Source organism: Actinophytocola algeriensis (assembly GCF_014203735.1).
Taxonomy (GTDB): Bacteria; Actinomycetota; Actinomycetes; order Mycobacteriales; family Pseudonocardiaceae; genus Actinophytocola; species Actinophytocola algeriensis.
The window spans coordinates 1047609-1067613 of sequence record NZ_JACHJQ010000002.1; the positions used below are offsets into that span (position 1 = coordinate 1047609).

The window sequence follows — 20005 nt, forward strand, 5'->3', positions numbered from 1 at the left end:
ACGGGCACTACACCTCGTCGTCGGCGCGGTCCTGGTGGTCGCCATCGTCGACGGCCTTCCCGGCGTCCTCGGCCGCGCGGCACCGCGCTCGTACCCGTTCGGCGTCATCGGGTCGGCCGTACCGGTCGAACAGTTCGGCCGCCTCTCGCCAGCTGTCCAGTGCTTCCGCGGTGCGGCCCACGTGGTGCAGGCAGGAGGCGAGCGTGTCCAGCGCCGGGGCGACCGACTCGGCGATGTTGCCGACCGTGCGTCCGAGCGCGATCGCCTCGCGGCAGATCGCCATCGCCTGTTCGTGGTCGCCGAGCCTGGCCCATGCGCAGGCGACGTTGTAAACCGCCCAGGCCTCGCCGTGTCTGTCTCCGGCGAGGCGCCGCAGGCGCAGCCCGCGGCGGCAATGATCCAGCGCCGGTTCGTGGCGCCCCAACGCCATGCAGGCTTCGCCGAGGTTGCCGTGGATGACCGCCTCGAGGCGGGCGGAGTTCAGGTCGCGGCTCAGCGACAGCGCTTCGCTCAGCATGTCGAGCGCGTCCTCGTACCGTTCCTGTCGGATGGCGAGAAGCCCGATGTCGTTCAGCGTCCAGGCGTGGAGGGCACGGTCGCCGTGCGCTTCGGCCAGAATCCGGGCCTGTTCGAAGGCGTCCTGGGCGCTGCCCCACCGTTTGAGTTCGGTGTACGTGCCTGCGCGCCGGACATGGAAATACACCTTCGCCAGCGCATCGACGTGCTCGGCCGCGACGATATGCTCGTTTCACCGTTGTCACCATTTCAACCGATTTCCGGGCGAGTGGCCGACGCAGTCGCTCATCTCGGCGACCTCCATGGCGCCGCAGGCGATGCCGATCCGGCCGCACGCCCAAGATCACGCAGGCACGGACTCGCTGTGCGGCCGGTGAACCGGACGTTGCGACATGGGGGTGGATGGCTGATGTCAGCAGAGAAGCGCAGGCACGTCGGATCGGCGGCTCCGAGGCGGGAGGATGCCCGGCTCATCACCGGCCGGGGGCGGTTCGTCGACGGCGTGCGGTTGCCGGGCTCGGCGCACGCGGTGGTGCTTCGCAGCGAGGTTCCCCACGGTCGCGTACGCGGTTGCGATGTCGAGAAAGCGCGCGCCGCGGCCGGGGTCGTGGACGTGATCACGGTCGAGGACGCGCGTGGAATGGAGCTGCCGTGCGGCGGTCTGGGGCCGGACCGGCCGACCCACTACCCGGTGCTGGCCGACACCGTGCGCTACGTCGGACAGCCGATCGCGGTGGTGGTGGCCGAGACCGCGGAGGCCGCGCACGACGCCGCTGCCCTGGTCGACGTCGACATCGAGCCGTTGCCCGCGGTGGTGGGGCTGGAGACGGCGATGGCACCGGGCGCCGCCCTGCTCTACCCCGAGTGGGAGACCAACGTGGGCACCGACTTCCCGCTGGGTGACGCGGAGGCGGCCACGACGGTCGCCGAGCATGTCGTGGAAATGACGTTCCGGCTCGCGCGGGTCGCGCCGCGGCCGATCGAGCCGCGTGGCGTGGTGGCCGACTACGACGGCGAGACGCTGACTGTTCGAACGGGGACCCAGGCGCCGCACTTCGTGCGTGACCATCTGGCCGTGGCGCTGGGTCTTCCGGTCAACGCGGTGCGCGTCCTCGGCTGTGACGTCGGTGGCGGGTTCGGGGCCAAGGAACACGTCTACCCGGATGAGGTGTTGATCTGCCTGGCCGCGGTCCGGCTGCGCGGGCCCGTCCGCTGGAGTGAGGCACCCGGCGACCACCTGGCCGCCACGCTGCACGCGCGCGACGCGACCCATCGCGGACGCCTCGCGCTGGACGCGGACGGCCGGTTCGTCGCGCTCCACTGCGACATCATCGGTGATCTCGGCGCCCACGCGTCGAACGCCGGTGCCGGCCCGCTCGTGGTGTCGGCGGTGATGTCACCCGGCCCGTACCGGTTCGACACGGTGGGCGCGCGCGTGCGTGGGGTGGTCACGACGACCACCCCGACCGGGTCGTACCGGGGTTTCGGTCAGCCGGAGGTCACCTGGACGCGTGAACGGCTCATCGACGAGGCCGCCCGCAGGCTCGGCGTGGACCCGGTCGACCTGCGACTGCGCAACATGCTCGACGCGCACGAGCGCCCGGTCAGTACGGGCATGGGACAGGAGTACGACTCCGGTGACTACGCCGCAGGCCTGCGGACGCTACGCGACCAGGTGCGGAGCGGGCACGTCGAGGACGGGCGCAGGCGCGGCATCGGGTTCTCCTGCCACGTCGAGATGACCGGCGTGGGGCCTTCCATGGTCATGAAGGCCGAAGGTTACCTGGCGGGCGGCTTCGAGAACGCGGTCGTGCGCATGGAACCGGACGCCTCCGTCACCGTCCACACCGGACTGACCGGCATGGGGCAGGGCATCGAGACCACGCTCGCGCAGGTGGCCGCCGACGAACTGGGCGTCCCGCTGGACCACGTGCGGGTCGTGCTGGGCGACACCGCGGTGACGCCGTACTCGCCCATCGGCTCGATAGCGAGCCGGTCCCTCGCGGTCGGGGGCGGGGCGGTCATCCACGCGGCGACCGCCTTGCGTGACAAGCTGTTCACGATCGCCGCGCACCGCCTCGAGGTCGCGCCCGGCGACCTGGAGATCGCGGACGGAACCGTTCGGGTCCACGGTGTGCCGGGCGCCGAGGTCGCTCTCGCCGACCTCGCGACCTCCGCGTGGCGCGGCTGGGACCTCCCGGACGGGGTGCGGCCCGGCCTCGACGAGCAGGCCACCTACGACCCGCCCGCCTACCTGTACTCCTCTGGCGCTCACGCCGCGGCCGTGGCGGTCGACCCGTTGACCGGTGCGGTCGAGATCGAGGGGTACTGGGTCGTCAACGACTCCGGCGTCCTGGTCAACCCGGCGATCGTCGACGGGCAGCTCCGCGGCGGAGTCGTGCAGGGCATCGGCATGGCGCTGTACGAACAGGTCAGCTACTCCCCGGACGGCCAGCCCTCCGCCTTCTACGACCTGCCCACCGCTGTGGAAGCGCCGAACATCGACATCGTCCACCACCAGACACCGTCCCCGGTGACACCAGGCGGGACGAAGGGCGTCGGCGAGTCCGGCACCATCAGCTCACCCGCCGCCGTGGGCAACGCGATCGCCGCCGCCCTGCCGGAGATCGCCGATCGGATCACCGCCACACCGCTCACACCGCGATTCCTCCACCGCACGTTGACCGACCGGAACCGATGAGGAACGCGACTTCGGCGCGCTGCACACTCACGAGCCGAGCAGCACGACCCGCGCCGGGGCGGTGAACGAGCCGAGCGGGCTGTCGACGAGCTGGGCGTGGGCGAGGTGGCTGACGGCGAACGTCATCTCCTAGCCGTCGGCCGAGGCCCGCCGGGTGTCGGCCGACATGGCGCCTGCGATGGCGATCAGCGCGTGCAGCGGCCGTACGGTGCCCGCGGCGAGCAGGTCGCGCACGGTGGCCGCGGCGGCGCGTACGTCGTCCGGGCGCGACAGGTCGCAGCCGATGTGGGCCGTGTCACGGGCAGCGGCCGATCACGGTGTGCCACGATCGGTTGTGGTAGCCCGTCGGGAGGGAGCCCCATGAGCACGTCGGGAGCGGTGTCGGCAGGCCGGGTGGTCAACACCGACCGCTACCCCCTGTCCGAGCCGGGCGGGCCGGGCTGGCGGGCCGTCGTCGACAGCACGCGTGCCGAACTGGCGGCGGTCGGCTGCAGCGTGCTTCCCGAGTTCGTCAGGCCGCAGCTGCTCACGGCGCTGCGGGAGGAATGCGCGCGGATCGCCCCGCTGGCGCACAGCGAGGTCGAGCGCGTCAACGCGTACAACATCGCCGTCGACACGCCGCTACCGGACGGCCATCCGGCTCGCCGGGTCATGGAACGCGGGAACGCCTTCGTCGCTCGCGACCACATCCCGGCGACCACGGTCATCCATCAGCTCTACACCAGCCCGGTGTTCCAGCGCTTCGTCGCCGACTGCTTCGCACTGCACGAGCTGCACGAGCTCGCCGATCCGCTGTCCGGCCTGACCCTCAACGTGATCGCACCGGGTCGCGCCCACCCGTGGCACTTCGACACCAACGAGTTCACCGTCAGCATGCTGACCCAGCCCGCCGACGACGGCGGCGTGTTCGAGTACTGCCCGAACATCCGCTCCGCCGACGCGGAGAACTTCGATGACGTCGACGCCGTGCTCGCCGGCCGCGGCGACCACCTCGTCCGCCAGCTCGAGCTACGCCCTGGCGACCTGCAGCTGTTCCGCGGCCGGTTCTCGCTGCACCGGGTCAGCACCGTGCGCGGCGCCGTTGCCCGGCACACGGCGATCTTCGCCTACAGCGACCGACCCGGCGTGATCGGCAGCGCGGAACGGACCAGGCAGCTCTTCGGCCGGGTGAGACCCGAGCACACGAGAGGCCAGACCGTCCGAGGCGACCATCTGCTCGACTAGCGGGGGAACTGAAGCGTGCACTTCGATACGACTGGCAAGGTTTCCTTCGAACACGTCTACACCGAACCGGATCCCCGCCCCTACTTCGCCGCCCTGCGCGAGTTCGACTACCAACTGCCGCAGCTGGCCAAGCCGTACTTCGCGGAGCTGATCGCGGGGTGTCAGCAGCCGACCGTGCTGGATGTCGGCTGCTCCTATGGCGTCAACGCCGCGCTGTACCGTTTCGACACGACGATGGACGAGCTCTACGAGCACTACGCGAACGCGGAGGCGGCCGGGATGGACCGCGCCGAGCTGATCGCAGGCGACCGGGCGCGGGTCGCACACGATCAGGTCGGCGGCGTCCGGTTCATCGGGCTGGACACCTCGGCACCGGCGTTGGAGTACGCCCGCGCGGCCGGTTTCATCGACGTGGCGATCCACGCGGACCTCGAACGGGACGTGCCGACCGAGCAGCAGAGCGCCCTGCTGGCAGAGGCGGACCTGGTGGTCTCGACCGGCTGCGTCGGCTACGTCACCGAACGGACCATCGCCCGCGTCGCGGACCTTCCCGGTGGGCGCAGGCCCGTGATGGCGCACTTCGTGCTGCGCATGTTCTCCTACGAGCCGATCGCGAAAAGCCTCGCCGACCTCGGCTACGAGACGGTCGGCGTCGAGGGCCTGTTCAAGCAGCGCCGGTTCGTCTCCGAGCAGGAGCAGGCACAGATCCTGGACGCGGTCGGCGCCACCGGGGCCGAACCGCACGACCTGGAGACCGAGGGCTGGCTCTGCGCACAGCTCTACCTTTCCCGGCCCATGGAAACTATCGAACGCACCGAAACCCGAGGATGACCGTGACGATCAGCGAAAGTACGTTCGGCAACGAGGCGCACCTTCCCCGGGTGCCGGTACCCAGCCTCGCCGAGAGCTGCGAGCGATTCCTCGAGTGGTCGGCACCGTTGCTCACGGACCCCCAACGGGAGGAGACCGAAGCGGCGGTGGCGGCGTTCCTGGCGGAGGACAGCCCGGCCCACGCGCTGCAGGCGGCCCTGGAGCGGTACGACGAACAGCCGGGAGTGCACAGCTGGCTGGACGACTTCTGGGCCTACCGCTACCTCGGTCGCCGCGACCGGATCGCGCTCAACGCCAACTTCTTCTTCCTGTTTCACGACTCCGAAGACGAGCACGAGGAACAGGTGGAGCGGGCGGCCGGGCTCGTCGCAGGAACCGTGGACTACAAGCTGCGGCTCGACGACGAGGAGATCCCGCCGGTCACCCTGCGCGGACAGCCGCTGTCCATGGCACAGCAGCGATTCCTGTTCTCCACCACCCGGATCCCCGGCGCCGAACAGGACACCGTCCGCGCACCGTACAGCGCGGACGCGCCGGGTCCCTCGACGGCCCGGCACATCGTGGTGTTCCACCGGAGCACCATGTTCCGGCTGGCGGTGCTCGCCGAGGACGGCAGGCCCTACGGGCGCGACGACATCGCCGACGCCCTGCGCGCGATCATCAAGTCGGACGCGACGGTGGACGACCCGTCGACCGCCGTCGGCCATCTGACCACGATGGCGCGCGCGGAGTGGGCGACCACCAGGGAATCCCTGCGCGAAGCGGGCAACGCCGAGGCACTCGAGGAGATCGAGACCGCGCTGTTCTGCCTGTGCCTCGACGAGAACACCCCCGGGAACACCGAGCAGGCATGTGACCAGTTGCTCCACGGCAACAGCGGGAACAGGTGGTTCGACAAGTCCCTCTCCCTGATCGTGTTCGCCGACGGCAGCGCGGGGATCAACCTCGAGCACTGTGGTCTGGACGGGACAACCGTCCTCGCCTACGTGGACACCCTGTTCGACACGACACCGTCCGCCCGGCCTGCCGCGCACGGTCTCCCCCCGGCCACGCCCATCGAGTTCACCCTCGACGACGTGCTGCGCGCGAAGGCCCGCGCGGCCGCCGAGTCGTTCGCCGCGTACGCGGCCGCCACGGCGACGACCACACTGTCCTTTCCGGACTTCGGTGCGAACACCGCGAAACAGCTCGGCATGTCGCCGGACGCGTTCGTACAGATGGCTTACCAGCTCGCCCACCGGCGGGCCAAGGGACTCACCGGCGCCACCTACGAGTCCATCGCCACCCGCCAGTTCCGGCACGGCCGCACCGAGGCGATGCGCGTCGTCACCCCCGAGGTGCTGGACTTCGTGTCCACAATGGACCTGTCAGGCGATCCGGCCGCCCGCCGGACCGCCTTCCGGGCCGCGGCCGCGAAACACGTCGCCCGCGCGAAGGAGTGCCAGGCAGGCGCGGCACCCGAGCAACACCTGTGGGAACTGCAACGGATCGCCGGTGACACCGAGCCGCACGCGCTCTACCGCAGCCCAGGCTGGCTCGTCATGCGCGACGACTTCCTCAGCACCAGCTCGGCACCGTCGGCGAACATCCAGTACTTCGGGTTCGGATCGACCAGCCCGCAGTGCATCGGGGTGGCGTACGTGCTGCTGGCCGACTCCCTGAACATCTACCTGAGCACGCCGCGCCACGTGGCAGACCAGATGCACACCTTCGCCAGGGAGCTGACCACCGCGATGCGCGAACTCCGGGAGCTGCTCGAAGCGGCCTGACCCGGGTGCGTGCCCTGAAAGACGCTTTCGGGACACTCAACGTCCTGAAAGCGTCTTTCCGGACATGATCGCGCTCAGCCGATGAAGCCCTTGTCCCGCAGCCAGTCGGCCGCGACCTTCTCCGGCGCGGCGCCCTCGACGCTGACCTGTTCGTTCAGCGCGAGCAGCGTCTTGTCGTCGAGTGCCTCGGCGATCGGGGTGAAGACGTCCTCGAGGCCGGGGTACTTCGTCGCGAGTTCGGTGCGGATCGTGATCGCCGGGTTGTAGATCGGGAAGAACGACTTGTCGTCCTCCAGCACGATCAGGTCCTGCGCGGGGATCCGGCCGTCGGTGGACGCCACCGAGCCGAAGTCGCAGGTCTTTCCCGAACCGACCTCGGTGTAGACGACGGCGTCGTTGACCTCGTGCCGCTGCGCGTCGGGCAGCGTGAAGCCATACATGGCGGTCAGGCCGGGGAGCCCGTCGTCACGGCTGTTGAACTCCGGGCCCATGCACGTCGATGCCGCCTCCGGGTTGGACTTCGCCAGCTCCGCGTAGTCCGAGATCGTCGTGACGCCGTGCTCCTCGGCCGCCGCGCGGTTGGCGGCGATGGCGTAGGTGTCGTTGCCGGGAGCACGCGCCCACCAGGTGACGTCGTTCTCGGCGTCGAGCGTCTTGACCTTGTCGAACAACTGCTCCGGATCGGTCACCCGTTCGGTCTGCTTCAGGAAGGAGACCCAGGCGGTGCCGGTGTACTCCCAGTACAGGTCGATCTGACCGGTGACGAGCGACTGACGCACGGCGTCCGTCCCGGTGATGTTCGTCTGGTCCACCGGATCGGCGCCGGCGGCCTGCAGGGTGAGGATCGCGATCTGGCCGAGCACCAGCTGTTCGTCGAACTCCTTCGACCCGACCGTGATCGTGACTCCGTCGAGCGCGTCGATCTTCTCGATGGAGCCTGCGCCTGCCTCGGCTTTGGTGGGCTCGTCCTCGATCGTGCAGCCTGCGGCCAGCACCGCGAGGCTGACGAGGGCGGCGACTGTGGAAAGGCCGCGCATGGGAGTTCCTCCTCGAATCGTGGAGCTTGCGGGTCAGATTCCCTTGGGTCGCAAGGACGTCTCGGCCAGCAGGCCGAGCCAGTCGGCGAGCAGGGCGAGCGCGGCCACCAGCACCCCGAAGGTGACGCTGATGACCGGCCGGTTCAGGGTGAGTCCGGTGAACAGGCCCTCCCCGAGCCCGCCGCCGTCGATGAGCGCGGCCAGGGGTGCGCTCGCGACGGTCAGCACCAGGGCGGTGCGAACACCGGCGAGGATGACCGGCACGGCGAGCGGCAGTTCGACCGTGAACAGCACCGCGAGCCGCGACAGCCCCATCCCGCGAGCGGCCTCGGTGAGCACCGGGTCGACGCCCTCGATGCCGACCATCGTGTTGCGGAGCACCGGCAGCACGGCGTAGGCGACCAGCGCGATCACCGCGGTGCCGACACCGATGCTGATCACGAGGGCGAGCAGGACGATCAGACCGATGGACGGGATGGCCTGCCCGAGATTTCCCAGGCTCAGCACCACCAGCCGCCCGGCCCGGCTGCGCGAGAGCGAGACCGCGATGCCGAGCGGAATCGCGATGGCGATGGTGAGCGCGGTACAGATCAACGTCAGCTCGACGTGCTCGAGCACCTGGGACCCGATCACCTCGCCGTTGACGTTCCGCGCCTCGATCGAGTCGAGCTGCTGGCTCCCCGCCCACCACCACAACACCAGCAGGCCGGCCCCGATCAGCGCGGGCCGCACCAGCAGACCCGCCCGGCCCGTTCCACGCGCCGCCCTGGCCGGGCGCTGCGCCGTGACCGGTGCCGTCATGGGTTCCCGGCTTTACCCGCGGCCGCACCCATCACCGTCTGCAGGTGCAGCGAGCCGAGCACCTCGGCGTCGTCGCCGAAGTCGCCGGTGACCAGTACGACGTCGCTGCCCTCGCCGAGCATCAGGTCGAGCGCGTCGCGCACCGTCGCATCGACCACGATGCGCGGCAGTCCCCCGACGCGCGGTGCCGGTGCCAGCTCGACGTCGCGCAGCCGCAGCAATGCCAGCTTCTTCAGCTGTCCCCCGGCGCCGATGAAACTGGCGACGTAGTCGTCGGCGGGGGCGGCCAGGATCGCCTCCGGCGTGTCGTACTGGGCGATCACCGACCGCGGCCGGAGCACGGCGATCCGGTCACCCATCTTGAGCGCCTCGTCGAAGTCGTGGGTGACGAACACGATGGTCTTGCGGACCTCGCGTTGGAGGCGCAGGAACTCGTTCTGCAGGTGGTCCCTGGTGATCGGGTCGGTCGCGCCGAACGGCTCGTCCATGAGCATCACCGGCGGATCCGCCGCGAGCGCCCTGGCGACACCGACCCGCTGCTGCTGACCGCCGGAGAGCTCACGGGGGTAGCGCCGCGCGTAGTCCGCGGGCAGGCCGACCAGTTCCAGCAGCTCGGCGACCCTGGCCCGGACCCGGGAGCGGCTCCAGCCCAGCCGCTTCGGCAGCAGGCCGATGTTGTCCTCGATCCGCTTGTGCGGGAACAGGCCGATCTGCTGGATGACGTAGCCGATGTCGCGCCGGTGCTGGTCGGGATCGAGCGTGAGCACGTCGGTGCCGCCGATCGTGATCGTGCCCGAGGTCGGCTCGATCAGCCGGTTGATCATCTTCATGGTCGTGGTCTTGCCGCAGCCCGACGGTCCGACCAGGACGACGACCTCGCCGGCGGGAATCACCATCGACACCGCTTCGACGGCGGGCTCCGCCTGACCGGGATAGCGCTTCGTGACGTCGGTGAGCTCGATGGTCTCGCCGGGGCGGCCGGTGATGGATTCAGGCACGTAGCCCCCGTGAGGTCGTCAACCTGGCGACGCCGGCCAGGGCCAGGTCGAACAGGAGAGCGAGCACGACGATGCCGAGTGTGCCGGTGAGCACCTGGTTGAGTGAGTTGGCGCCGCCGAACCGGCCGAGCCCGTTGAAGATCTGGTTGCCCAGTCCGGGGCCCTGCACCCAGGCGCCGATGGCCGCGATCCCGATGATGATCTGCGTGGAGACCCGGACCCCGGCGAAGATCACCGGCCAGGCCAGCGGGAGCCGGAGGTCCCAGAGCACCCGGGTCCTGCTGAGGCCCATGCCGCGCCCCGCCTCCACGACGGCCGGGTCCACCTCCTGCAGGCCCACGATCGTGTTCCTGGTGATCGGCAGCAACGCGTAGACCACCAGCGCCACGAGCACCGGCAGCACGCCAAGACCGAACGGTGCGATGAGCACGCCGAGCAGCGCGACCGACGGGATGGTCAGGAAGGCGCCGGTGGTGGTCGTGGCCAGAGCCGCGAGCGTCGAGTGCCGGTAGGTGAGCATGCCGAGTCCCACACCGATGACCACCGCGATCGCGACCGCGCCCAGTGTCACGTCGAAGTGCAGGATCGTGTCGTTGACGATCGTGATCCAGTTCTCGCGCACGTACTCCGCAAAGGTCACCACCGCCTCCTCACATCGCGCAGGTGATCGAACACTATCAGCGAGCCACCGAGCAGGCGTGATTACCGACGGCTCCCCCGCCAGCACGAACAGCTCCCGCGCGCGTCCGAGAAGGTCGCGGACACCGGCACGCGAACGTCGGCAGGAGATGTCGGCAACCACCGAGTTGCTCACCCTGGGCGATTTCTCACACACTGACAGCAACCGTCAGGAGCGCGCTCATGAGCCACGACTCGACGACTGTCATCGCATCCCCTGCCCCGGTTGCCCGGCGAACCCGGCTGGGACGTCAACCCACGGTCCTCGCCCTGCTGGCCGCGGTCATCGCGGTGGACCAGCTCACCAAAGGGTGGGCCTGGCGGCACTCCCCTCTCGCGAAGATCAACTACGGCGGCAACGTCTTCGTCGGGGACACGGTCAGCCGGTGGTACGCCGACCCGGTCACCGGTGCGCTGCTCGACCTGGTGGACTTCGGCGTGCTGACCGCCGCTGTGATCATCCTGCTCCGCCGCCGGCTGCCCGCACTCGTCGTCGTTCCCGGCGCCCTGATGGTGGGTGGCTGGATCAGCAACCTGCTGGACCGGCTGGGACTGCACCACCTGACCGCCCCGGGCAGTGTGCGCGGGGCGGTCGACTTCATTCCACTCGGCTCGATCCGCTACAACGTGGCGGACGTGTTCATCGTCGTCGGGACGCTGCTGTTCATGCTCGCGCTGACCGCGCGCGCCTGGACCACCAACCGGTCCGCGACGGCGTCCCCTCCCCCGTCGACAGGGCACCGGCGGCGTCAGGCATGGCTGTCGGGGATCGCCTCTGCCGTGTGCCTGGTCGTTGTCGTCGGGTTCGGCGCGGTCAACTACGGCGGGGTGACCACGCCGGCTCCGACCTCGGTACCCACCATCATCCGATAGCGGCGCCACCGTGCGCGAACCGATTCCGGGGCGCACTCGTGAAAGTTTCGGAATGACACTCCCTTGGCGATCCGAATGCGAAACTTTCGGCTCGGCCAGCGAACGACACATCGTTTCCACGCACGTCGTTCTTCATCATGAGCGCGCTCACAAAGACGAGACGGAGTGAGTCGCGAGCGAGTCGGGTTCATGTCGAGCGAGCCGCATAATCCCAGGTAGAGATCGTTGCGTGAATGATCGGCGACGACCACCGGGCGATACCACCCTGCATTAGCGCTCACAATGAAATGCGCGGGAACATTGACTTCGCGGCGACCGGCTCGCTACCTTCGGCACGGAGGGCACCACTTGGCGAGCGCGCGATGACGCGATACCTGCCGCCGTGTTGTCGACCCTGTGGACAATGATGTCGAAGGGAATGCGCGATGTTTCGAAACAATCCGAGAACCCCGATCGCGGCGGTGGTGTGCCTCGCGGTCGGGTTGATGGTCGCGGGGCTGGTGTCGGTGTTCGCGGGCACCGCGCAGGCGGCGGCGTCGACGCTGGGGGCCGCGGCCGCGCAGTCGGGCCGCTACTTCGGGACGGCGGTCGCGGCAGGCAAGCTGGGCGACAGCACGTACTCCACGATCCTGCGGCGTGAGTTCAACAGCATCACGGCGGAGAACGAGATGAAGTGGGACGCGACCGAGCCGTCCCGCAACTCCTTCAACTACGGCAACGGGGACCGGATCGCCAGTCAGGCTCGCAGCCAGGGGGCGGCCTTGCGCGGGCACGCCCTGTTGTGGCACCAGCAGCAGCCGGGTTGGGCGCAGGGCCTGTCCGGCAGTGATCTGCGTTCGGCGATGATGAACCACGTCACCCAGGTCGCCACGCACTACCGCGGTCAGATCCACTCGTGGGACGTGGTGAACGAGGCGTTCGCCGACGGCAACAGCGGCGCCCGGCGCGACTCGAACCTGCAGCGCACCGGCAACGACTGGATCGAGGCCGCGTTCCGCGCCGCGCGCTCCGCCGACCCGACCGCGAAGCTCTGCTACAACGACTACAACACCGACGGCATCAACGCGAAGAGCACCGGCATCTACAACATGGTCGCCGACTTCAAGAACCGCGGTGTGCCGATCGACTGCGTCGGGTTCCAGTCCCACCTGAGCAACTCCGTCCCTGGCGACTACCAGGCCAACCTGCAGCGCTTCGCCGCCCTCGGCGTCGACGTGCAGATCACCGAGCTGGACATCTCCGGGTCGAACCAGGCGGCCGTGTACGCGAGCGTCACCCGCTCCTGCCTCGCCGTGCCCCGGTGCACGGGGATCACGGTGTGGGGCATCCGGGACAGCGACTCGTGGCGGCAGGGCGAGAACCCGCTGCTGTTCGACAACAACGGCAACAAGAAGGCCGCCTACAACTCCGTGCTGGACGTCCTCAACAGTGCCGACCCCGACCCCGACCCCGATCCGCCTGCCGGTTCCGGCGAGCTGCGCTCGGTCGGGGCGGACCGCTGCGTGGACGTGCCGAACGCGACCACCAGCAACGGGACACAGGTACAGCTGTGGGACTGCCACGGCCAGTCCAACCAGCAGTGGACCTACACGGCGAGCAAGCAGCTGACCGTCTACGGCAGCAAGTGCCTCGGCGCGAGCGGGCGGGGCACGACCAACGGCACCGCGGTGGTCATCTGGGACTGCGACGGTGACTCGAACCAGCAGTGGAACCTCAACGCGAACGGCACCATCACCAACGCCCAGTCGGGGCTGTGCCTCGACGCCGTCGGCGCGGGCACGGCCAACGGCACGCGGATCCAGCTGTACTCGTGTACGGCGGGTGCGAACCAGCGGTGGACCGGTCTCGAGCCAGACGGTGGCAGCACCAGATGAGCGCGGCGCGGGCCTCGATCCGAGGCCCGCGCTCCCCTGACCGACCGACCATGGATGTGACCGGCATGTGGCGAGCCATCGGGGTTCGCCGACGAGGAAGCCTGGATGGGGCCGTGGCTGGCGTCGTTCGGGTTCGTCGTGATCGGGGTGGAGACCAACGGCCTCACCGACTTCGACACCGCCCGCGGCACCCAGCTGCCGGCCGCGCTGGACTACCTCACGCAAGTGCCCGTACGTGCCGCCCGGCGGCGAGACACCGCCGACGCCGAGGGCGCTCGTCGCTTTCAGGCCAGGGACTCGGCGAGGACGTTGTCGATGGACCACAGGTGCGCCGGGTCGCCGCCGACGATCGGGAGCATGCGGGTCGCGTGGTCCTTCAGCGCGGTCGCGTAGTCCACGCGGCCGGCCACCAGGGCGGCCGTGCTCTCGACGATCTCGTCCAGGTCCGCCTCCAGCCGGGTGCGGCTCATGCTCGGCGACCGTTCGCCGTCGTCGTCGACCACCGGCGGATCGGCCGTCATCAGTGTGTAGCAGGGGAAGCGGCTGACATCCGGGATGACCGTGTGGAACGGGACACCGTTGAAGAAGTACTCCGGCCAGCGGTTGCCGCCGATCGTCAGCCACGGGGTGCCGGCCGCGAGCGCGATCATGCCGAACCCGGAGTGCGGCGAGACCAGCACGTCGCACGCGGCGACCGCGGCCAGCTGTGCCGTCAGCGGCTCGTCCACGAGGTCGATCGCGTTCGGTGTCACCGCCAGCATCCGGTCCAGCTCGGCGCGGGTGACCGACGTCGAGGTCCGTGCGTCCGCGCGGAGCTTGCCCACCAGGCAGAACGTCGCGGCCGGGAACCGTAGCGCGAGCGCGTCGAGGACGAGTTCCCACGACGCGACCGACGGGTAGAAGGACCGAGGGGCGCTGCCTGCCGGCAGGATCGCGATCCTCGGCCCCTCCCCCGCGAACCGCGTGTGGTCCGGCTGCACCGCGAGGCGCCAGTGCTCGCCTGGCGAGTACGGGACCGGCTTCCGGAAGCCGGCGAACCCCTTCTGCCCGGAGAAGTGCGCGGTGCTCGCGTCGAACCACGAGGCCAGCCCCGGGAAGATCGCGCGCTGTGCCGGATCGGCACCCCGGAAGTCCGACACCACCGCGTCCCAGGTGGACGGCACACCGGCGAGCGCCGCCGAGTGGTCCGCCGCGCCGTCGAAGATGTCCACCGGGACCGGGTACGTCTCCTCGACGAAGTCCGCGTACCGGGTCAGCTCGGTGGCGGTGTTCTCGATGAGCGTCACCGATATCCGGCGCGACGGATCGGCGGCGTGGTAGCCGTTCGCATAGTGCAAGGCCTCCACCACGTGGCCGATCTGCTGGCAGTACACGAAATTGACGAGCAACCGGTCAGACACCGCGTGAGCGTCCCCTACTCCACACCGCCACGCAACCCGGTTACGTAGCCAGGTGCCACCACCCGTACCGCGGTGGTTGTACGCCGCCGCCGGGCTACCGCAAGGGTTTGTCACCGCGCGGTGGACGCGGCCGGCAACAACGTGCGGCTACCGTCCTGCGACCATGAGCAACGACCGTGGTGTGTTCGCCGGCATGGACGCCGACGCGCGGCGGCGTGAGCTCGACGACGCCGTCGAGCTCGCCACCCGCCGGAGCGAGGTGTTCGGCGAGGCCAACCGGCGGATCGACGCCATCACCGTCACCGAGCGTTCCCCGGATGGAGCCGTGGAGGTGGCGGTCGGCGCGGATGGCAACGTCCTGGGGGTGCGTTGCACCGAGCTGGTGCGCGCCATGCCACCGCACCAGCTCGCCGCCGTCTTCCTGCGGTGCGCGCAGACCGCGCAGGCCGGGGTGGCCGACCGCGTGGCGGAAACGTTGCTGGCCGTCGCGCCCGGGGACCCACTCACCGACGAGCTGGTGGCCAACGCGCGCAAGGCGTTCCCGGCGCCGCGGCCAGAGCAGGCAGCGGACGCCTCCGGGCCGCGGTACCTGGACATCGGCGGCATCGCGGACGACGGCCCCCAGGGGCCACGGATGACGGCGCGCCGCCCGGTGCGCCGGCGACCCGACGACGACCCGGGCGACTGGGCAGGCCGGTCGGTCCTGTCCTGAGCCGCGCACACCACGAGAAGGGCACCGATGGCACCGCCGAAGGACTTCACGATCAGGCCGGACGAGCTGTACGCGCACGCCCGCGCGGTGGCGCAGATGCAGCACCCGTTCGACTACCTCCGCGGCGCCGCGAAGGCCGCCAGCCCCGGCGGGATCAACATGGCGTTCGGCTTGTACTGCCAGCCGTTCGGGGCGGCGGTGACCGGCGTGCAGAACTACGCCGAGGACACGATAGCGAAGCTCTCCACCTCAGTGGACGACGCGACGCAGCAGCTCATCGAGGCCGTCGGCACCTATGTCCACTCCGACAAGATGACGGTGCGGGAGCTGCGTGCGATCGGCGCCGAACTGCCGTCGAACGCACCCAACGACTTCATCAAGAGCGGCACCAGGTGGGACTGGAAGAACTACAACCCGGTCGACGGCGGCCCGTTCACCAACATGAACCACGACAACTGGGCCAAGGGCAGCGGCGTGGTCGGTGACGTCTGGGACATGTGGCTCGAGATCGAGAAGGAGTCCAAACGGAACTACGCCACCATGGCCGGACACGTCGCCTCCATCAGCGCCGGCGCGGCCGGGGCGGTCGGGGACCCCATCGCAACCCTCGGCGCGGGTCTCGCGGGCTGGGCCATGGAACACATCAAGCCGTTCAAACTCATCCTCGACGGCCTGGCGGGCAACCCGGACATGGTCAAAGGGGCCGCCGAGACGTGGCGGGAGATCGCCAAGGAACTCCGCCGCCTTGCCGGGCACTACACCGCCGCGGTCAAGTTCGGTACGGGCAACTGGAACGGCGACGCGGGCGAGTCGTACCGGGACAACTTCGCCTCGCCGATCCTCGACGGGTTGAAGGGGACCGCCACCCTCGCCCAGGCAGTGAGCGTCCTCGTCGGCACGGCAGGCGAGATGGTCAACATGGTCCGCACCCTCGCCCGCGACATCACCGCGCAGGCGGTCGGCATGCTGGCGAGTGCGGCGGCGAGCCGGATCGGATACCGGCCACCGCTGCAGGAACTGGAGTACGTGCGCTTCACCCTCAGGACCCTCAAGGGCGTCGTCTCGTTCCTGGTCGTCGCCGCGGACCAGTTCACGCACGCGATCAGGCTCGTCGTCGAGGCGTACAAAACCGTCTCGGCGATCATCCCCAAACTGAACGGCGTGTGACAACAACAGCGGCGTTCCTCGCTCGGGCCGTGGTCTCGTTCGCGGTCGCCACCGACGGCCACCAACCTGGCTCGACGCCCGGACAGGTGTGATCAGCGACCGGCTACACCGCGAGCATCGCCGCGGCGACCTCGTCGGCGGCCGTGTCGGGGATCGCGGTCGCGGCGTGTTCGAGCACGAGCAGCCGCGCGCCAGGGATCTCGCGGGCGAGCGCTTCGCCGTTGCCGACGGGGAAGAACCTGTCGTGGCGACCGTGCAGCACGAGCGTCGGTATCGCGAGCTCTGGCAGGCGCTCACGCCAGCGTGGCGTGCAGTCGAGCTTGGCGAACACCAGGCCCAGCTGGTTGGCCATCCTGACCGAGGGCGCCGTGCTCGGCGTGCGGTCGAAGACGCGCTCGGCCCGCGCGCGTGCCGCGGCGGGGTCGTCGCCGAGGATCTCCGCGCCCGCCGCGGCGTACTCCGCCACGGCGGTGCGATCGGACCAGTCGGGCGCCGGGAGCGCGAACCGCCTGCCCATCGTCGCCGCGTCGTGGTCGGGCAGGTCGTCGTCGACCGGGCCCGGTGCGACCGGACGGGTTCCGGCGAGGGTGAGGGCGGAGAACGCGTCCGGGTGGTCGAGTGCGGCGACCTGGGCGACCATCCCGCCGATGCCGATGCCCGCCAGGTGCGCGGGCCGGTCGTCGAGTCCGTGGGCGAGTGCGGCGGCGTCGGCGGCGAGGTCGCGCAGCGTGTACGCGGGCGCCTCGGGGTCGACGGTCGTCGACGTGCCGGAGTCGCGCAGGTCGTAGCGCACGACGTGACGTCCGCCGCGAGCGAGCGTCGCGCAGAGCGCGTCGGGCCAGGAGAGCATGGTCGTGCCGCCCGCGAGCAGCACGAGGGGCGCCGTCGCATCGCCGAAGTGCTCGACCCCGAGCGTGACACCGCCAGGCGTGCGGAACGAGTGGACCGTCGAATGCGCCGAGTGCATGGCCAACCTCCAGGACAGCCGCGTGACCGCGGCACACGCTACGCGCGAACCCTCGCCGCGGCCTCGGCACCCGCTGCTCGCACAGCGGTGCGCACCTCACTGTCCACAAGCACTGGCCATGGCCGAAGACGACCAGGTCGCCGCGCACGACGACCGAGTCGTTCGTCGACTCGACGATGTGTCAGCTCTGCTCGGCGACGGGTACGGGCGGCCAGAGGTAGACCTTGTCCGCGACGACGCGCACCGCCACCCGCGCGGCCTCGGGCTCCGGCGGCGGTTCGGCGCCGTCCATGTACCGGTCGTACATCTCGTGCAGGAGCACCTTGTCGGGATCGTCGGTGATCGTCACCGTCCCGCGGATCTCCACGTACGCGGCCGTGTGCGCCAGCACGAGCAGGCTCACGCGGGGATCGCGCTCCATGTTGCGGGTCTTCAGCCGTCCCCTGATCGTGCTGAACACCACCTCGTCGCCGTCGCGCTTCACGAAGATCACCGAGGACTGTGGCCGTCCGTCGGCGTTCGTGGTCGCGAGGATCGCGGTGTGCGGCTCGTCGATCATGTCGCGGGCCACCGCGGGCAGCGTGACGGTCACGGGTCTCCTCCAAAGGTCGGGCATTTCAGGGCGCGGTAGGCGGTCCCGGCCTGCCGCGTGTCGGACCGGCCGGGTTCCTTGGTGGAGACCCCGCGCAGGGCCAGGAGGGAGCGCTGACCGGGCGAGGCATGACCTGAATCACGCGACGGCAGCCGGCCGCGGCGGTCGGCCAGGTGCCGCAGGAACGAGGCGAGCACATGTACACGCCTCTCGAAAAGCTGTTCACGTGACTGGGGCGACGCCTGTCACCATGTGGGCATGGAGGTCGCTTACCCCGGTCGGCGTCAGGACGTTCTCCACGCGCTCGAATTGCTGGCGGCGGACGTCCCGGGCCTGGACGGTGCTGGGTGGGACATGAGGTGGCCGAACCTCACCGACGCTGTTCACCGGCTTGTGGATGACACACCGCGTGGGATGTGCGTGATCCGATCGAGTCGATCGGGACGGTCCTCCACGACGAGGCCGAAGCTGATGCGATACGCGCGGTGGTGACCGCTGTCGTCGCCGTCTCGGCTCGCCAAGGGGCGGCGGCAACAGACGCGGCCTGGTATGGCGACCAGAGCTGGCCCGACGTTCGCCGCCTCGCCGCGGATGCGCTCGCCGGTCGGACGCGCTGAAGACCCTTCACGTCAAGGTATGCGAACCAGCATCCGCATTGTGGCATGAGCTGCTCCTCGGCGCCGCCGGTCTGGTGCGGGGCCGTCTGGACACGGTAGGGCGATCTCCGGTGCCGGTCCGCGCCCGCGGGGCGTGCACCGCGCCAAGCCGCCGGTTCGGCCGCAGCCGACGACTGTCTCTCATGTGTCCTCCGGCAGGTCGTCGCGCCGCAGGGTCAGCAGCGAGAGCACGGTCCTGGTGAGCAGGTCCGGTGCGGCCGATGGGCTGATGCGGCCGGCGTCGGCTTCGTCGGCGGCGGCGTGCAGCACCGCGTAGAAGGTGGTCACGAGCCAGTCGAGTGGCAGGTCGGTGCGGAACAGGCCGTCGTCCTGGCCCCGGCGGATCAGCTGGTCGACGTGGTGCAGGGTTCGGTCGTGGTGGCGGCGGAGGCGTTCGGAGCCGAGTTCGGCCAGCGCGGCCGTGCGCAGGCGGCGGAAGCGGTCCAGGATCGGCCACGACGTGCGCACGAGACGCTCGAGTGCGACATCGGCCGGGTCGCGGTCGAGTGCCAGGGCGGTCAGTGTCTCGTCGGTGTGCGTGATCGCGTGGGTGATGACGGCGTCGATCAGCTCCTCGCGGGACGGGAAGTGCCCGTACAGGGTGGCCCTGCGGACCCCGGCGGCGCCGGCGACCTCGGCCATCGACGGTGACTGGCCGCGGCCGAACAGGTCGCTCGCCACTCTGATGATGGCGGCGATGTTGCGTTCGGCGTCGGCGCGGCGCCGGGGTTCCACACTGGACACGACGTCCCTCCCGTGATCCTTCACAGCTGACGCGAGTGCTGGTTGCCGAGCATTCTCGCGAGGTGCCGTTCGTCAGCGGGCATCGGCTGGCGCACGGCTGCCCATACCGCCACCGCGATGGTGCATGCGAGTCCGGATCGAGCGGTGATGCCGATGCCGGTGAGGGCGGCGACGAGGCCGACGGTTCGCGGGTTGCGGGTGTGGCGACCCCTGGTGACCAGGGCAGCCGCGACCGCTGCGCCGCCGAGCGCGGCTGTGCGCGTGGGCAGTGGCAGCGGCCAGCTCCGGTGCCGGACGGCCAGGACGTAGGCACCGGCGTTCGCGAGGCCTGCGCTGTACACCAACGCCACCGTCCTGGGTGTGAGCGTCTCGGTGTCCCAGTAGTCGGCGGCCATCCTGCGGGTCGCGCGGGCTGCGGTCAGCGCGGCGGCGGCCGCGAGCGCGGGTTCGAGAAGTCGGCGCACG

At 70.0% G+C, this 20005-nt stretch carries 20 protein-coding genes; 10 read left to right on the forward strand and 10 right to left on the reverse strand.

Translation table 11 applies throughout. From position 1 onward, the window contains the following. Positions 1-7: 7 nt before the first annotated feature. On the reverse strand, positions 8-703 hold the full coding sequence (locus FHR82_RS10975; protein WP_184810154.1) for a tetratricopeptide repeat protein: 696 nt from the start codon (positions 701-703) through the stop codon (positions 8-10). A gap of 222 nt (positions 704-925) precedes the next feature. Between FHR82_RS10975 and FHR82_RS10980 the strand changes: the two genes are divergently transcribed. The 4 genes from FHR82_RS10980 (at position 926) to FHR82_RS11000 (ending at position 7041) form a co-directional block, all read left to right on the forward strand. Then, on the forward strand, positions 926-3217 hold the full coding sequence (locus tag FHR82_RS10980) for a xanthine dehydrogenase family protein molybdopterin-binding subunit (protein ID WP_184810155.1): 2292 nt from the start codon (positions 926-928) through the stop codon (positions 3215-3217). A gap of 360 nt (positions 3218-3577) precedes the next feature. Further along, positions 3578-4441: a HalD/BesD family halogenase gene (locus FHR82_RS10990; RefSeq protein ID WP_184810156.1), complete on the forward strand. Its 864-nt coding sequence runs from the start codon at positions 3578-3580 to the stop codon at positions 4439-4441. Between the two features lie 15 nt (positions 4442-4456). After that, positions 4457-5272 (forward strand): class I SAM-dependent methyltransferase, encoded by an 816-nt coding sequence (locus FHR82_RS10995; protein ID WP_184810157.1) that lies wholly within the window; start codon positions 4457-4459, stop codon positions 5270-5272. After that, positions 5269-7041: a choline/carnitine O-acyltransferase gene (locus tag FHR82_RS11000; protein ID WP_184810158.1), complete on the forward strand. Its 1773-nt coding sequence runs from the start codon at positions 5269-5271 to the stop codon at positions 7039-7041. The genes FHR82_RS10995 and FHR82_RS11000 overlap by 4 nt, the downstream gene beginning before the upstream one ends. 74 nt (positions 7042-7115) lie before the next feature. On the opposite strand, the gene FHR82_RS11005 is transcribed toward FHR82_RS11000, so the two are convergent. Genes FHR82_RS11005 through FHR82_RS11020 form a run of 4 tightly spaced genes read right to left on the reverse strand, consistent with a single transcriptional unit; the run spans position 7116 to position 10517 of the window. After that, entirely contained in the window at positions 7116-8078 is a 963-nt protein-coding gene (locus tag FHR82_RS11005) for a glycine betaine ABC transporter substrate-binding protein (RefSeq protein WP_184810159.1), read from the reverse strand. A 33-nt stretch (positions 8079-8111) separates the two neighbouring features. After that, entirely contained in the window at positions 8112-8879 is a 768-nt protein-coding gene (locus FHR82_RS11010) for an ABC transporter permease (RefSeq protein WP_184810160.1), read from the reverse strand. Further along, positions 8876-9877, reverse strand: a complete 1002-nt coding sequence (locus FHR82_RS11015) for an ABC transporter ATP-binding protein (protein ID WP_376706397.1) — start codon at positions 9875-9877, stop codon at positions 8876-8878. The genes FHR82_RS11010 and FHR82_RS11015 overlap by 4 nt, the downstream gene beginning before the upstream one ends. Then, positions 9870-10517, reverse strand: coding sequence for an ABC transporter permease (locus tag FHR82_RS11020; RefSeq protein ID WP_221463606.1), 648 nt, complete (start codon positions 10515-10517; stop codon positions 9870-9872). Before FHR82_RS11020 ends, FHR82_RS11015 begins: the two co-directional genes overlap by 8 nt. Before the next feature lie 221 nt (positions 10518-10738). On the opposite strand from FHR82_RS11020, the gene FHR82_RS11025 reads away from it, so the two are divergent. The 3 genes from FHR82_RS11025 (at position 10739) to FHR82_RS48265 (ending at position 13695) form a co-directional block, all read left to right on the forward strand. Next, a complete protein-coding gene (locus FHR82_RS11025) occupies positions 10739-11428 on the forward strand; it encodes a signal peptidase II (RefSeq protein ID WP_184810161.1) in 690 nt (229 codons plus the stop codon). 485 nt (positions 11429-11913) lie between these two features. Then, on the forward strand, positions 11914-13302 hold the full coding sequence (locus FHR82_RS11030; protein WP_225944187.1) for an endo-1,4-beta-xylanase: 1389 nt from the start codon (positions 11914-11916) through the stop codon (positions 13300-13302). 105 nt (positions 13303-13407) lie between these two features. Continuing rightward, the gene (locus tag FHR82_RS48265) at positions 13408-13695 is read left to right on the forward strand and encodes a poly(ethylene terephthalate) hydrolase family protein (protein WP_446471756.1); all 288 of its coding nucleotides are present in this window, start codon (positions 13408-13410) and stop codon (positions 13693-13695) included. Here FHR82_RS48265 and FHR82_RS11035 read toward each other — a convergent pair. Next, positions 13587-14702: a hypothetical protein gene (locus FHR82_RS11035; protein WP_184810163.1), complete on the reverse strand. Its 1116-nt coding sequence runs from the start codon at positions 14700-14702 to the stop codon at positions 13587-13589. The two genes, FHR82_RS48265 and FHR82_RS11035, sit on opposite strands and share 109 nt — an antisense overlap. A gap of 163 nt (positions 14703-14865) precedes the next feature. Here FHR82_RS11035 and FHR82_RS11040 point away from each other — a divergent pair, with 163 nt between their 5' ends. Both FHR82_RS11040 and FHR82_RS11045 read left to right on the forward strand, forming a co-directional pair. Continuing rightward, complete coding sequence (locus FHR82_RS11040; RefSeq protein ID WP_184810164.1) at positions 14866-15414, forward strand: YbaB/EbfC family nucleoid-associated protein; 549 nt, start codon at positions 14866-14868, stop codon at positions 15412-15414. Between the two features lie 27 nt (positions 15415-15441). Next, positions 15442-16581, forward strand: coding sequence for a hypothetical protein (locus tag FHR82_RS11045; protein WP_184810165.1), 1140 nt, complete (start codon positions 15442-15444; stop codon positions 16579-16581). Positions 16582-16684: 103 nt separating this feature from the next. On the opposite strand, the gene FHR82_RS11050 is transcribed toward FHR82_RS11045, so the two are convergent. Together FHR82_RS11050 and FHR82_RS11055 are read right to left on the reverse strand one after the other, a co-directional pair. After that, on the reverse strand, positions 16685-17548 hold the full coding sequence (locus FHR82_RS11050; RefSeq protein ID WP_184810166.1) for an alpha/beta fold hydrolase: 864 nt from the start codon (positions 17546-17548) through the stop codon (positions 16685-16687). 181 nt (positions 17549-17729) lie between these two features. Continuing rightward, positions 17730-18140 carry a PPOX class F420-dependent oxidoreductase gene (locus tag FHR82_RS11055; protein WP_311771012.1) on the reverse strand — a complete coding sequence of 137 codons (411 nt, stop codon included), beginning with the start codon at positions 18138-18140 and terminating at the stop codon, positions 17730-17732. Positions 18141-18556: 416 nt separating this feature from the next. Here FHR82_RS11055 and FHR82_RS11060 point away from each other — a divergent pair, with 416 nt between their 5' ends. After that, positions 18557-18757, forward strand: a complete 201-nt coding sequence (locus tag FHR82_RS11060; protein ID WP_225943781.1) for an SCO4402 family protein — start codon at positions 18557-18559, stop codon at positions 18755-18757. A 180-nt stretch (positions 18758-18937) separates the two neighbouring features. Here FHR82_RS11060 and FHR82_RS11065 read toward each other — a convergent pair whose 3' ends face one another. Both FHR82_RS11065 and FHR82_RS11070 read right to left on the reverse strand, forming a co-directional pair. Beyond that, positions 18938-19540, reverse strand: a complete 603-nt coding sequence (locus FHR82_RS11065; RefSeq protein WP_221463607.1) for a TetR/AcrR family transcriptional regulator — start codon at positions 19538-19540, stop codon at positions 18938-18940. 20 nt (positions 19541-19560) lie between these two features. Continuing rightward, positions 19561-20004 (reverse strand): hypothetical protein, encoded by a 444-nt coding sequence (locus FHR82_RS11070; RefSeq protein WP_184810168.1) that lies wholly within the window; start codon positions 20002-20004, stop codon positions 19561-19563. Between the last annotated feature and the right edge of the window lies 1 nt (position 20005).